Raw genomic sequence first — 14378 nt, 5'->3', positions numbered from 1 at the left:
TCGGTGGTGGAGATGTTGTGCCCGGAGACGAGCATGACGTCGTCGACGCGGCCGAGGAGCCAGATGTCGCCGTCGTCGTCCTTCTTGGCACCGTCCCCGGCGAAGTACTTGCCTTCGAAGCGTGACCAGTACGTGTCGAGGAAGCGCTGGTCGTCGCCCCAGATCGTGCGGAGCATCGAGGGCCAGGGCTCGGTGAGGACGAGGTAGCCGCCGCCGCCGTCGGGGACCTCGTTCGCCTCGTCGTCGACGACGGTCGCGGAGATGCCGGGCAGTGCGCGCTGTGCGGAACCGGGCTTGGTGTCGGTGACGCCGGGCAGCGGCGAGATCATCATGGCGCCGGTCTCGGTCTGCCACCAGGTGTCGACGATCGGTGCCAGGTCGGCGCCGATGTTCTTGCGGTACCAGATCCATGCCTCGGGGTTGATCGGCTCGCCCACCGAGCCCAGCACCCGCAGGCTGCTGAGGTCGAACTTGGCGGGGATGTCGTCGCCCCACTTCATGAAGGTGCGGATCGCGGTGGGCGCGGCGTAGAGGATCGTGACGCCGTACTTCTGCACGATCTCCCAGAAACGCCCCTGGTGCGGGGTGTCGGGAGTGCCTTCGTACATGACCTGGGTGGCGCCGTTGGAGAGCGGCCCGTAGACGATGTAGGAGTGGCCGGTGACCCAGCCGACGTCGGCGGTGCACCAGTAGACGTCGGTCTCCGCCTTGAGGTCGAAGACCGCCCAGTGCGTGTACGAGGCCTGGGTGAGGTAGCCGCCGGACGTGTGCAGGATGCCCTTCGGCTTCCCGGTCGTGCCGGAGGTGTAGAGGATGAACAGCGGGTGCTCGGCGTCGAACGCCTCCGGCGTGTGCTCGGTGGACTGGCGGTCCACCACGTCGTGCCACCAGACGTCACGCGTGTCGTTCCACGCGACCTCCTCACCGGTGCGCCTGACGACGAGCACCTTCTCCACGCCTCCGATACGACTCACCGCCTCGTCGACCGCGGGCTTGAGGGCCGACGCCTTGCCGCGCCGGAAGCCGCCGTCGGCGGTGACGACGACCTTGGCCTTCGCGTCCTCGATGCGACTGGCGATCGCGTCGGCGGAGAAGCCGCCGAAGACCACCGAGTGCGTGGCGCCGATGCGGGCGCAGGCCAGCATCGTTATCGCGGCTTCGGGGATCATCGGCAGGTAGACCGCGACCCGGTCGCCGGCCCGTACACCGAGCCCGGCAAGCGCGTTGGCAGCCCGGCTGACCTCGTCCTTCAGTTCCGCGTAGGTGATCGCGCGGCTGTCGCCGGGCTCGCCCTCGAAGTGGATGGCGACCCGGTCGCCGTTGCCCGCCTCGACGTGCCGGTCGACGCAGTTGTACGCGACGTTCAGCGTGCCGTCCTGGAACCACTTGGCGAACGGCGGGTTCGACCAGTCCAGGGTCTCGGTCGGCTCCTTGGCACAGCTCAGCCGGCGGGCCTGCTCGGCCCAGAAGCCCAGCCGGTCGGCCTCCGCCCGCTCGTACGCCTCCGCCGTGACATTGGCGTGCGCGGCAAGGTCGGCCGGGGGTGCGAACCGTCGCTCTTCCCTGCCCGGACCGACATCCGACGCGGGGGCACCCGCTGTCCCACCGACCTGTGACGCAGACATGTTCGTTCTCCCTCGGATCCGTGCTCGGCGCGTTCCGCCCAAGGACCGCGGTACGCCGCTTTCGGCACAGGCCACATCCCTTGCCTGTTCGGCCGACGGTCCGGCATGTCCACACGCCGGGTGCCGTGCCGTGACACACGTGGCAGGCCGGACTGCCTACAACGGCACGCCCGCACAGGTCTGTTGGACCCACGCGGACGTTTCCGGCGCTCACCCCTGTGTGACATTGCTGTAAATGTAGCCTGTAACCGAGTTCCGGTCCATAGGTGAGTGGCCCCAAGAAGCCGGTATGCCCCGTGCGAGGGCAGGGCGGCAGGTGTCGGAGCCCCGTGCCGGCATACGTCAGGTAACGAATGACCTCCGTCACCGCACGGGTATTGGCAGTGACCTTCGGAGCGGCCATGCTGGCCACCGGTCGGCGCCGGTCGACGGCGCGGCCCCCTCGCGGTTCGGCCAACTGCCCTTCTGGCCAAGCCACTTCGCGGCCCGTAGCCGCTCACCCGCACCGCACTCACCGATCGTCCCTGTCGTCGTCGGCCCTGCCGCGCGCTGTCTGTCGTCCCGAAGGGACCGCCGCCGGCCGGCTCCTCGACGGGCAGAACCAGGAGATTCCATGGAGCAGTTCCGCCGTTCTTCCTCGGACGCGGGGCCCGCGTCCCCACCGTTACCGCGCACCGCCCGCGGACGAGCCGCACCGCGGCCCCCGTGCCACCACGCCACCCACGTCAGCAGCATCAACAGGGGAGCCATGCAGTGACGTACCGCACCGACGAACTCTTCGCCGCGCGCTTCTCGGGCCCCGCGCCCCTGACGGGCTTCCTCCTGGTCGTCTGCCTCTCCGTGTTGCTCTACCTGCTCTACGGAGCGGAGTCCGACAGCACCACGGAGATCTACACGGCGGGCAGGTCGCTGCGGCCGGCCGCCAATGCCCTTGCCCTGACCGGGGACTATGTCTCCGTCACCACCCTGCTGACGGTCACCGGCTCGGTCTCCCTCGCCGGCGGTGACGGCATCGTCCTGGCCGCCGCCGGGGTCGGCACCCTCGTCGTTCTGCTCGTACTCGCCCGACCGTTGCGCGATGCGGGGGGAGTCACCCTCGGCGACACCTGGGGAGCGCTGTTCCCCGGCGGTGCCGTACGTGTGGCCGGAACCGTCGCGACGCTCTGCTTCTGTCTGCCCCTGACCATCGTGCAGTTGGAGGTGGCCGGCGCGGCCGTGGCCTACCTGATGGGACTGTCCGACCTCGGCCCGGCGGCGCAGCTCTGCACGGCCTTCATCGGCGTCATCATGATCTGCGCGGCGTCCCTCAGCGGAATGCGGGGCAACAGCATCCTCCAGGCGATCAAGACCGTGGTGCTGCTCCTCGGCATGACGGTGCTGGCCGGGCAGGTCATGGGCGAGTTCGGCTGGAGTCCGCACCGGCTGCTCGCCGCGGCGGCCGACGGGAGCGCGCGCCCCGGGCGGTTCTACACAGGTGTCCTGCTCGGCGGCGACGGAACCGCCGGGGGAGCGTCACGGCTGTCCGAGCTGGTCACCGTGGCCCTCGGCGCCGGAGTCGCTCCTCACCTGCTGATGCGTCTGCGTGCCTCGGACCGCGGTGCGTCCGCACGGCGTACGGTCCGGCACACCATCGTCCTGGTCACGGTCTTCTCCGGTCTCGGCGTCGTGCTGGGCCTGGGCGCCGCGGGTCTCGTCGGAGGGACAGCCGTCAGGGCGGCGGACCCACAGGGCCTGGCGGCCATGCCGATGCTCGCGCTGCAACTGGCCGACGGGAAGTCCGGCGGCGGCGCCATTCTCGCGTTGACGGTGTCCATGATCTTCCTGACCAGCCTCACCGTGGTCGCTTCGCTGACGCTGTCGTCGGCGGCGTCGGTGGCGCACGACATCTACGCGCTTCGTGCGGCCCGCGGTACGACGACGAGTGAGATCCGGGTGGTGCGCTGGTCCGGCGCGGTGCTCGGGGCACTGGCCGTCGTGCCGGCGGTCGTGCTGGAAGGGCAGAACGTCACCTTTCTCGCCGAGTTCTCCGTCGCGACCGCGGCGTCGGCCATCCTGCCCTCCATGGTGCTCGGGCTGTTCTGGCCGCGCTTCACGAGGCGCGGCATGCTGTGCAGCGTCTACGGCGGGATCGTCTGCTGCGTGGTGCTCCAGCTCTTCGGGCCGGGCGTCTCGGGAAGCACCGGGTCGATCCTGCCCGGCTCCGACTTCGCCTGGTTCCCCCTGGAGACGACGGGGCTCGTGTCCGTGCCGGTGGGCTTCCTCCTCGCCTGGGCGGTGAGCCGGACGCGGCAGCGGCCCGGGTCCGAGCACCGTGCGACGCGGAAGCCCGTGAGCACCACGAGGTACTGACGGCCGAGGGGACGGCGCACCGCTCTCCCCGCCTCGGCCCCCGTCGGCACAAGTCGCCGGCGCGGGGGCCGAGTTCGGCTTCGGGGCAGACCGCTCGGCGAGCAGCGGGCCGAGGGCGCCTTCCCGCTCGACAGCCCGTGGCGGCCCACGCGTGCGCGGACTCTGCAGGCGGACATGCCACGAGGGTGTCCACGGCCGGTGCGTGGACACCGACTGGAACACCTTCGTGGCAGCGCTCTGCGCGCCTGGACCGGCGACGCCTTTCAGGCCTGCGGGCCGACGGCCCGCCCGCCGCCGACGCCGTGACCACCGGGTCCTGCCGCCGCGGTCACGGGCGGGCCGGCGCGAAGCGGTCCAAGGTGCTGATGCCTGCGAACTTGTGCGGCTGGGCGCCGGCCATCAGCCGTCCGTAGTTCTCGGAGAGGGCCTCCAGGTTGAGCGCGCCGTGCAGGGTGATGACGCGCGCGTCGCGCCAACTCCGTTGGATCGGCTCGCTGTCCATGATGGCCGTGGAGCCGGAGTTCCGCTGAAGCAGCTCGATGGCCTCGGCGCACCACTTGGCGGCGTAGGCCGTCTCCACGAGCACCCGCGCGCTGAAGTTCTGCATGTACTGCGGGTCGAGCTCCTCGCCGGCGGCGACGAGGGCGCCGATCCGGTCGGTCTCGTCGGCGTTGGCTCGCGTCATCAGCGTCGCGGACCGCAGTTTGGAATGGACCTCCGACAGCATCAGGTGCGTCATGGGGGCTTCGAGCTGGTTCTTGTACGTCGTGCCGCGGACCGGGCGCCCCGCGGAGCGTTCGAGGAACCTGTCCAGGGCGCCCTGCGCGATGCCGATCGACATGCCGGCCATGAGGCTGAACGCCCACCCCAGCGAGGGCGCCTTCCAGAGAGAACCCTTGAGGCCGTTGTCGAGAGTGCCGCCGACGACATCGCGGAAGTCGACACCGCGGTAGTCCGGCACGAAAAGCTCGTCCTGCGCGAGTGTGATCGAGACGCTTCCCGTCGCACGCATTCCGGCGACCTGCCAGTCGTCGAGGAACCGCAGCTCGGAGCGCGGGACCTGGAGACCCACCAGGTAGGGGCCGTCACCGTCGTCGCTGATGCAGCCGAGGTTGGTGAACGGCGCCCACAGCGCGTCGCTCCCGAAGGTCCACGGACCGCCGGTGACGAGCCATCCGCCGTCCACTCGCTTCGCGCGCCCCCGGGAGGCGGGGAAGTGGCTCGAACCGGCGACACGCGGTCCCACCCAGTCGGCGCCGTAGACCTCCTCGACGACGCGTGCGCCCGAGCCGGCCGTGATCCAGTTGGTCGAGGCCCCCGCCCACACGGTCCATCCGGCGGAACCGTCCCACTTGGACACCGCGGCCACCACGTCCAGCTGCTCGCGCACGCTGAGCTCCAGGCCGCCGAACTCGGCGGGGCTGCCGATGTCGAACACGCCGGTCGCGTCGAGGTCGGCGATCGTCTCGTCGGAGTGCCGGCCTGCCCGTTCCGCTTCGAGCGCCCGCTCGCGCAGGGTCGGCCCCAGGGCGTCGACCCGCTGAAGAAGGGTCGCCACCTCTTCGGACGTTCCGTGGTTCTCGGCCATCGTCGTCATCTCCTGTGGTCGTTCGTGCAGCGGGGCGGAAGGGGAGCAAGGCAGGTGCGGCCGACTCCCGGGCAGGTATCGATGGGGGCGGTCCGCAGCAGATCCGCGACGGTTCCGGTGGGCGCTCCCCGGAAGACGTGACGCCCTCGGGCCGACGGCGCCGTGCGGGTCGGTGGCGACCGCACGACGGGCACGAACCGGAGTTGATCCCGCGCGTGTCGCGGAGAGTTCACCGGGCCACCTCTCCTTGACCGGCAGCGGTGCCTTGTGGGCACCGTAGGAGGAGGCGTCACAAAGTGTCAACATTGATTGGCTTCCCGTTGGTCTCGTTTTGCCGCTTAACGGCTTTGGTCCCGAATCACTCACTCCATGTGCGAGGGAAATCGTCCCGGCGACCGAGCACTTCCCGCAAAGTGTTGACAGGTCTCGGTGGGCGCTCAATGATGACGGCCGTACCCACCGCCCTTCGTCAGGGCCCGGCCGCCCGGACGGCGCGATCGAAGACGGGGTCGGACCGCCGGCCCCGTCGGGTGCGAGCCGTCGGTCCGTCCTTCGGCCGGGAGCCGCGCCGGCTCCCGCAACGTTCGTGAGCGAATACGGCCGGGGCGTGTACCGCGCGCCGGTTGGGGCGATGTTCCGCAGCACCGTCGCCACGCGAGTCTTCGGCGTCAACGGGACGGCGGGTCGCGGGGCGCGTCCCGCACCGGGTGGGAATTGTGCAAACGCAACTTGAGCGTCAGGGAGTGCAATCGTGATTGAGAACGACAAAGCGGCCGTCATCGAGGCTCTGAATCTCTACGGCCTCGCGCTCGACGCTCACCAGTGGGACCTGTTCGACCTCGTCTTCGCGGAGGACGTGACCGCGGAGTTCGGCCCGGCCGGCGCCGCCTGGTCCGGACTCGGGAACTTCAAGCGCTCCTTCGCCGAGTTCCACGAGTCCCTGGACAGCCACCAGCACACGATGATGGGGCACTTGGTGCACGTCGACGGGGACACGGCATACGCGTTCAGCTACGGCAACTGGCTCCTGGTGCGCGAAGGGGCCAAGGGCGGCTCGACGTGGACGGGCACGGGCTGGTACGACGACGTCCTCGTCCGTACCGAGCAGGGCTGGCGTATCCAGCACCGCATCTGCAAGCTGATGTCCTGGACCGGCAACCCGTCGGTGCCGGAGCCGAACGCCGAGCACAACCCGGACATGAAGACGAACGTGCTGCGCGAGCACGTCGAGGCGGGAACGGTCCGGTTCGTCAAGGCCCTCCAGGGCAAGTAGTTCACGCCGACGCGGACGCCTTGGCGGCCAAGTTGCCGCGCGTGCACGGCTGTTGGTCCCGACGGGCGGGGTGCGGCACCAGCGGCGGGTCGCGTGCGGCGGCTGGGCGTCCGGGAGCGTCAGGGGCCGGGAGTTCGAGGAGCGGGCGTCCGCCGCGGCGGCGAGCGCCGAGCCCGCTCGTCCCGGGGGCAGCCGTGCACCCCTTGCCCCCGGTCCCTGTCAACTCTGCGCACCGCACCGGTGCCGACCGCCCGTACCGCCCGTACCGCCACCCGCCACGGGCGGGGTGCTGCTTCTCCCCAACCTCGTGAACGCGAGTTCACCTTCACCTCAGTGGGGTTTCGATCATGTCTGACAAGTCGACGGCCGCAACTCCGGTCGTCACGCTCTCCTCGGGGCCGACCGGCGCCGGAAGCATCGACGACTTCGAACTGTTCTATGCGCGCCGCGCCTTGGGCCGCTTCCGATCGCTGCTGGGACGGCAGAATCTGCTCGACCTGCTGGCGGCGGACATCGAGAAGGGCAATGCCTCCCTGGCCGAATACGCCCGGGCCTCCGGCGGCGACTTCACCGGGGGGACGACGGAACTCGCGACCCGGGGCATGGCGGCCGGCGAGTTCCTGGCCTGGATGGACAAGGCGTTCGCGGACGAAGAGGTGCTCCTCGCGGCGCAGCCCGAGCACTACTCGATGGTCAACCAGGCCGACGGCACGGTGCACGTGGTGGAGAACATCGGCCCCCACGTGTGTTCCTTCTTCCTCGGCGACTGGGCCGCGGAGGCCATGGCGTGGGCCGACGACGCGGACGCCCTCCTCCCCAAGGAGGCGTTTCCCTTCAAGAAGGCCACGAACCTCTTCCTCGCGGACGGCACCGTCGTCGGGCGCGTCATGATCCAGTTCGGTGACACCGAGGAGGGCTTCACCTCGAACCTGACGGTCTATCTGCCGACCGCGTGCCCGAGGGAGGTTCTCGACCATCACCTTCGGCACTTCGCGGTCGAGTTCCGGAACTGGATCGTCGCCGCCGGAGCGGCGCGCGGCTGAGAGGTCCGTGCCACGGGGGAGCCGTTCCTGATCAGGACTCGGGGCCGAGGAACACCGTGTCGGACCGTGCGTCAGGGCCACGCAGGGCAGTTGCGATCGAGGACGCTTCGGGCCCGAGGTCGTACGGCGAACGGGACGGCACGGGCCCGTACGCACGCCGGAAGGATCCAGGGGGCCGATGGGACCTTGCCGCGAGGTCCGAGGGGAGGCCGCGGTCCGGGGCGGGCGCGACGGCATGGACGCCGGGGAGCCGAGCACCTGCCGCGCCGTGATGGGGCGGGCCGTGACCCGCGCGACGGTGTTTCCGGCGGGCGGGTCGCCGGCCATGGTGGCTGCGTCCTGCCGAGGGGGAGCGACGCTCGTCGGGTGTTCCGGTCGAGGCGCGGTACGGGCGCCCGCTGTCCTGTGCCCTTCGTGCGGCAGCCGTCCGGCGCAGACAGCGACGGAAGCGACTGACCGAAGCGACTGACCGAAGCGACTGACGGAAGCGACTGGCGGACGGCGTCCGGAAAGGGCGGCTGTCCCGTCGGCCTCGCGCGAGCCGTGCTTCGCGATGCCGACCTTGCGGATCGGCGGCGAGGAAGTTCCCGCCCGGCCCCTGAGCTGCTGCCCGGACGGGGCCGGAGTTGAACCGGGAGGCAGGGAGGATCCGGGGCGGGCGGAGCGTCGACGACGGCGCGCGGATGACGCCAAGGACGTGACGACGCGTCACGATTCGGATCAGGTGCCGGCGCGCACTTCCGGCCCGCGTCGGCAGGGCGGCCGTCGGTGCGGAACCAGCCTTTTCCCAGGCGGAGTTCTGCCTGTGCCGCAACCCGTCGGCCGATCGGCAGGCCCCGAGGCCCTCGGTGATGAAACCTTGTCGCCCGGCGTGCGGGAAGGCGATGACGCCGCGGCGGTGTGCCCCGCGGAGCCCCGCCGTCGGCGGCGACAGGGCGCGGTCAGAAGCCGCCCCGCCGCTCCAGCAGCGCGAGGGTGAACCCGGTGAGGTGGTCGGCCAGGGTGTCGGGGTCGTCCGTCATCCCCCGCTCCAGCCAGTCGATCAGTATCTCGGTGACGCCGGCCACCAGCCCCAGCAGTACACGGTCGTGGCGCAGTTGTTCGGCCGGCCCGGCGTGCTCGGCCGCGCCGAGTCCGACGAGCCGGCCGAACAGTTCGGCGTCCTTGTGCAGGAGCCCGCGGCGTCGAAGCTCCATCCGGGGTGCGTTGATGTAGATGACCCTCGCGGAGTCCGGGTGGTCGGCGAGCAGATGCACCAGCGCCGTCATCATGGGGCGCAACAGCGCCTCCAGATCATCCGCTTCGCGCGGTGTCGCCGCGGCCACGCCCGCCAGCAGCCAGTCGTTCCGCTCCCGGTGGACGTCGAGCAGCAGGTGCTCGCGGTCGGTGAAGTGCTCGTAGAAGTAGCGCTTGGACACCTTCGCGCGGGCGCACACGTCCGCGACGGTGACGTCGTCGAACGCTCGCGCGGCGAACAGTTCCAGTCCCGCCTCGACCAGCCGTTCGCGCCGGTCGGCGACGCGGGCCTCGCGGGAGCGTCCCGCGTAGTTCTCGCCGCGCGCCCGCTCACCGGTCTCCCGCTCGGCGCCCTCACGTCCGTCGTCGGCCCCGCGTCCGCCGGTCGTCTGGCGTTCCGTCGCCCGTCCGCCCACGCCGTTCCCCTTCCCGCCGGCACGCCCGCGCGCCAACTCGGCGGTCGTCCCCGGCTCACACCCTAGCCATCGCCCCGTCCGACCGGTCGCCGGATCGGGAACTCGTGCGTTCCAGACTCTTGTGCGGCCGATGCCCGCGCTCACATACTGCTTGCCACGCCGCTCTCCCAGCCGCTCCGAGGTGCACCGCGGCGCCGCACGGAGCCCCTGGGGAGCAGCCGTGTGCTGAGTGCGTCCGGCCGCCCAGACGCGATCCCGCCAAGAAACCGCTCCACGTCCCGGTACATCCGCACCCACAGGAGCCGCCGCGTGTCCGCTTCCCCACTCGTCGTGGACGAGACCTCGCCAGGAGCCCTCTCCCGGCTCTGGAACCGTGACCTGAGTGCCTATCCCCGGCCGACCGCCCGGTACGCCAACCTGGCGATCGTCGTCGTCACGACCGTGGTGCTGTACTACCTGCTGTACGTCCAGTACGCCGTGGCCACCTCGATCATGGCCCACTACGGGATGACGTTCGGCTACTTCATCATGTTGTCGGTGGCGGGCAACGCGGTCGGCGCCGTCGCCTCGCTGGTGGCCGGCCTCGCCGACCGGTGGGGCCGCGCCAACATGGTCGTCTACGGAGTCCTGCTGGCCGCCGTCCTCGTCCTGCTCCTGCCGAGCGCGCCGGGCAGGACGACGTACCTGCTGATGCTCTGCGCGCTGTACTTCATCGAGGGCATCGTCCTGGTGGCGACGCCCGCCCTGATCCGTGACTTCTCCCCGCAGCTCGGCCGGGCCACGGCCATGGGGTCGTGGACCATGGGGCCGGTCGTCGGCAGCCTCGTCGTCACGACGGTGACCAGCGCGACGCTCGACACGTCGAGCTGGCAGGACGAACTGCGCTACGCGGGCCTCACGGCGCTGGTGGTCTTCCTCGTCGCCCTGGCGGGACTGCGCGAACTCTCCCCCCGGCTGCGTGACCAGGTGATGGTCAGCCTGCGCGACCGCGCTCTCGTCGAGGCGCGGGCGCGGGGCATCGCAGCCGAGGAGCAGGAGCCGACCGCACGGCACTGGCGGCAGATGGTGCGGCCCGCCGTCCTCGGGCCGGCCTTCGCCATCAGCGTCTACCTGCTCTTCTACTACGCCGCCGTCGGCAACCTCGTCATCTACTACTCGGCCGTCTACGGCTACACCGAGCAGCGGGCGAACGCCCTCGGCAACTGGTACTGGGCCGCCAGCGCCGTCGCGCTCATCGCCGGGGGAGTGCTCTCCGACCGGCTGCGGGTCCGCAAACCCCTGATGATCGTGGGCGGCGTCGGATCGGTGGCGTGCACCGCGGCCTTCGCCGCACTGACGACCCGTCAGGACACCGGCTACTACACGTTCGCCTGGCTCTTCGTGGCCATGGGCCTGTTCAGCGGTCTGACCTACGGCCCGTGGATGGCGGCCTTCACCGAGACCGTCGAGCGGCACAACCCCGCGGCCACCGCGACGGGACTGGCCGTGTGGGGCTGGACCCTGCGGGTCGTGGTCGCGGTGTCCGCCGCCTTCCTGCCCGTCGCGGTGACCTCCGTGACGACGGTCGTCGAGCACGGCCACGAGGTCCAGGCCGCACAGAAGCAGGCCGGCCCGGCCCTGGCCGTGGTCGCCGCCCACCAGGCGCTGTTCGCCGAACTCGCCACGCACCCGCCGGGCCAGGTCCCCGCCGATCTCCAGGCCAGAGCGGTGAAGGAGGTCGGTCCAGCCGACCTGGCCCTGGTGCAGAAGGCACAGCCGCAGCTCAAGGTGCTCCAGCAGTACGGCACCAAGGTGCAGAACGCCGCGGACGAGGGTCCCGAGCAGTGGCGGAACTGGTGGCTGGTCTGCATGGGCGGGCAGATCGTGTTCCTCCCCTTCGCCTTCGCGATGAAGGGCCGGTGGAGCCCGCGCCGGGCACGTGAGGACGCCGAGGCGCACCAGCGGGCGGTGGACCGGGAGATGGACCGGCTGGCTCAGCCCGCCTGACGGAACCTCCGCACCTCTCCACCCGCGACGGACCCGGAACAACGCGCGGCGCGCGACCCTCCGCGGCGGGTGGCGCGCCGGGCACCGCCGCCGGCACGACGACGCACACAGAAAGAGAACGCTCCGTGACCCAGCACACCCAAGTCCTCATCGTGGGCGCAGGCTTCTCGGGCATCGCGCTCGGCCGCGCGCTGCGGAGGTCGAGGTTCACCGACTTCCGCATCCTCGAACGCGGTCCCGACGTCGGCGGGGTGTGGCAGTCCAACACCTATCCCGGCTGCCGCTGCGACGTCCCCTCCCACCTCTACTCCTTCTCCTTCGCCCCGAACCCCGAGTGGACCTCGACCTACTCGCCGCAGCCGGAGATCCGGGACTACCTGCGCCGCTGCCTGGACCGCTTCGGGCTGCGACCCCACCTGCACACCGGGGTGGAGGTCGAGGAGGCGCACTGGGACGAGGACGACTGTCTCTGGCACGTGACGACCGATTCCGGCCACTGGACCGCACAGGTGCTGGTCAGCGCGGTGGGACCGCTCACCGAGCCCCGGCTCCCCGACGTGCCCGGCATCGACCGGTTCCAGGGCAAGGTCATGCACTCGGCGCGCTGGGACCACGACCACGACCTGACCGGCAAGCGGGTCGCCTCGATCGGCACCGGCGCCTCCGCGATCCAGTACGTGCCCGAGATCGCCGACCGGACCGGCAGGCTCTTCGTCTTCCAGCGCAGCGCTCCCTGGATCACCCCGCACGACAAGAGGCCCATCACGGACGCGGAACGGGCCGCGTTCCGCAAGAACCCGCGGCGGCAGCGCGTCGAGCGCGGCAAGGCGTACGCGGCCAAGGAACTGCTGGTGCTCGGCTTCGTCAAACATCCACGGCTGATGCGTCTGCTGCAGGGCGTCGCCTCCCGGCACCTGAGGAACCAGGTGGCCGACCCGGCCCTGCGGCGCGCGCTGACACCGGACTTCACCCTGGGATGCAAACGCATCGTGCCGTCCAACACGTGGTTTCCCGCCCTGCAGAAGCCGAACGTCGAACTCGTCCCGCACGCCCTGCGCGAGATACGCGAGCACAGCGTCGTCGACGCGGCCGGCGTGGAGCGCGAGGTCGACACCATCATCTTCGGCACCGGCTTCCACGTCACCGACATCCCCTTCGCCACCCGGGTGCGCGGCCGCACCGGCGAGCTGATGAGCACCGAGTGGGGTGGCTCGCCGCGCGCCTACCTCGGTGTGTCCGTACCGCGCTTCCCCAATTTCTTCATGTTCCTCGGCCCCAACTCCGGCCTGGGACACAGCTCGATGGTCTTCATGATCGAGGCGCAGGCCGAACACGTGAAGAACGCCGTACGCGCGCTCGACACCTCCGGCTCGGCCACCATCGAGGTCGAGCAGCGGGTGCACGACGCCTACAACGAGGAACTCGACCGCAAGCTCGCCGGGACGGTGTGGGAGACGGGCGGCTGCCAGTCCTTCTACCGTGACGCCAACGGCCGCAACGCCACCCTCTACCCCGACTGGACCTTCGCCTTCCGCCGCCGCGCCGCAAGCTGGAAGCCGGACGCCTACCGGTTGGGCCCACCCTCGGAGCGGGCGGGACGGCAGCCGGCGGCGTCGTCCGGGGACGCCTCGTGAAGGCCGCGGTCACCACCGGGGGCCGCATCGAACTGGCCGACCTGCCGGTGCCGCGGCCGAAGGCCGGCCAGCTACTGGTCGACGTACGACGGTGCGGCATCTGCGGCTCCGACCTGCACGCTCTCACGCACGGCGACGAACTCGCCCAGGCGCTGCAACTGTGCGGCTACCCCCGCTACATGCGCTCCGGGGAACGTGTGGTCATGGGCCACGAGATCTACGGCGAGGTGGCCGGCCACGGCCCCTGGACCTCGGGGCGCCTGCGGCCGGGAACCCCCGTGGTCACCGTCCCGCTGGTCCGGCGCGGCCGACAGGTCGACGGCATCGGCCTGTCCGCCCACGCTCCCGGCGGATACGCGGAACAGGTCGTCGTCCAGGAGGCGTTGACCCTGCCGGTCCCCAACGGCCTCGCCCCCGACCTCGCCGCGCTCACCGAACCGATGGCCGTGGCCTGGCACGCCGTCCAGCGCGGCGAGGTCACCCGCAAGGACACCGCCGTCGTGCTGGGCTGTGGCCCGGTCGGCCTCGCCGTCATCGCCGTGCTCAAGGCCCGCGGCGTCGCCACCGTGATCGCCGCCGACTACTCGCCGCACCGGCGCACCCTCGCAGCCCGCTGCGGAGCCGACGTCACGGTCGACGCCGCCACCGGATCACCATGGGAAGAGACCGCAGACCACGGCTTCGTCACCACGATGCCCGACGAGTACAACGCCGGCATCGACGCGCTGGAGAACCTGCACCGACTCCCCGTGCCGTGGTGGACCACCTGGCGCGCCCTGGACGCCGTCGGCGCGACCCGTCCCAAGCGCCCGGTCGTCTTCGAGTGCGTCGGCGTCCCCGGCGTGCTGGACGGTGTGCTCGCGGCGGCGCCGCTGCACTCGCGGGTGGTCGTCGTCGGCGTCTGCATGGGCGCGGACACGATCCGGCCCGCGCTGGCGGTCAACAAGGAGCTGGACCTGCGATTCGTCGTCGGGTACACCCCGTTGGAGTTCCGCGACACCCTCCACGCGCTCGCCGAAGGCACCCTCGACGCCACCCCGCTGGTCACCGGCCGGGTCGGCCTGCCCGGTGTCCCCGGCGCCTTCGCCGCGCTCTCCGACCCCGGCTCGCACGCCAAGATCCTCATCGACCCCACCGCGGACTCCGAACTGACCACGACGACGCCGCCGCCCCGTGCACGCCGTCCCACGGCCCCGCGCTGATCCAGAAGTGAGTGTATTTGTTCGGC

Annotated in this window: 9 protein-coding genes; 6 read left to right on the top strand and 3 right to left on the bottom strand. The window is 71.0% G+C overall.

Features of this window, described 5'->3' with window-relative positions; translation table 11 throughout:
• The coding region (acs, locus tag ACFZA0_RS34010) for an acetate--CoA ligase (protein ID WP_391024166.1) at positions 1 to 1625 on the bottom strand (1625 nt) is incomplete at its 3' end.
• A gap of 753 nt (positions 1626 to 2378) precedes the next feature.
• Here acs and ACFZA0_RS34005 point away from each other — a divergent pair.
• Positions 2379 to 3974, top strand: a complete 1596-nt coding sequence (locus tag ACFZA0_RS34005) for a cation acetate symporter (protein WP_391024164.1) — start codon at positions 2379 to 2381, stop codon at positions 3972 to 3974.
• A 328-nt stretch (positions 3975 to 4302) separates the two neighbouring features.
• Here ACFZA0_RS34005 and ACFZA0_RS34000 read toward each other — a convergent pair whose 3' ends face one another.
• The gene (locus tag ACFZA0_RS34000; protein ID WP_391024162.1) at positions 4303 to 5562 is read right to left on the bottom strand and encodes an acyl-CoA dehydrogenase family protein; all 1260 of its coding nucleotides are present in this window, start codon (positions 5560 to 5562) and stop codon (positions 4303 to 4305) included.
• A gap of 751 nt (positions 5563 to 6313) precedes the next feature.
• Between ACFZA0_RS34000 and ACFZA0_RS33995 the strand changes: the two genes are divergently transcribed.
• Positions 6314 to 6835: a nuclear transport factor 2 family protein gene (locus tag ACFZA0_RS33995; protein ID WP_391024161.1), complete on the top strand. Its 522-nt coding sequence runs from the start codon at positions 6314 to 6316 to the stop codon at positions 6833 to 6835.
• A gap of 347 nt (positions 6836 to 7182) precedes the next feature.
• Entirely contained in the window at positions 7183 to 7878 is a 696-nt protein-coding gene (locus ACFZA0_RS33990) for a hypothetical protein (RefSeq protein ID WP_391024160.1), read from the top strand.
• 941 nt (positions 7879 to 8819) lie between these two features.
• Here the strand turns inward: ACFZA0_RS33990 and ACFZA0_RS33985 are convergent.
• Positions 8820 to 9530, bottom strand: coding sequence for a TetR family transcriptional regulator (locus tag ACFZA0_RS33985; RefSeq protein ID WP_391024158.1), 711 nt, complete (start codon positions 9528 to 9530; stop codon positions 8820 to 8822).
• 309 nt (positions 9531 to 9839) lie between these two features.
• Here ACFZA0_RS33985 and ACFZA0_RS33980 point away from each other — a divergent pair, with 309 nt between their 5' ends.
• From ACFZA0_RS33980 to ACFZA0_RS33970, 3 genes are all read left to right on the top strand, one after another.
• Complete coding sequence (locus ACFZA0_RS33980; RefSeq protein WP_391024156.1) at positions 9840 to 11516, top strand: MFS transporter; 1677 nt, start codon at positions 9840 to 9842, stop codon at positions 11514 to 11516.
• Between the two features lie 125 nt (positions 11517 to 11641).
• Positions 11642 to 13150, top strand: coding sequence for an NAD(P)-binding domain-containing protein (locus ACFZA0_RS33975; RefSeq protein ID WP_391024155.1), 1509 nt, complete (start codon positions 11642 to 11644; stop codon positions 13148 to 13150).
• A complete protein-coding gene (locus ACFZA0_RS33970; protein WP_391024153.1) occupies positions 13147 to 14352 on the top strand; it encodes a zinc-binding dehydrogenase in 1206 nt (401 codons plus the stop codon). Before ACFZA0_RS33975 ends, ACFZA0_RS33970 begins: the two co-directional genes overlap by 4 nt.
• Positions 14353 to 14378 lie beyond the last annotated feature (26 nt).

Source organism: Streptomyces sp. NPDC008150 (assembly GCF_042956945.1).
Lineage (GTDB): Bacteria > Actinomycetota > Actinomycetes > Streptomycetales > Streptomycetaceae > Streptomyces.
The sequence above is the reverse complement of the archived record's forward strand: the minus strand, read 5'-3'. Positions and strand labels throughout refer to the sequence as shown.

What these genes read in the sequence shown, in the direction of transcription:
- ACFZA0_RS34000 (WP_391024162.1), bottom strand. Translation starts at nt 5,562, where the DNA reads ATGGCCGAGAACCACGGAACGTCCGAAGAGGTGGCGACCCTTCTTCAG.
- ACFZA0_RS33990 (WP_391024160.1), top strand. Translation starts at nt 7,183, where the DNA reads ATGTCTGACAAGTCGACGGCCGCAACTCCGGTCGTCACGCTCTCCTCG.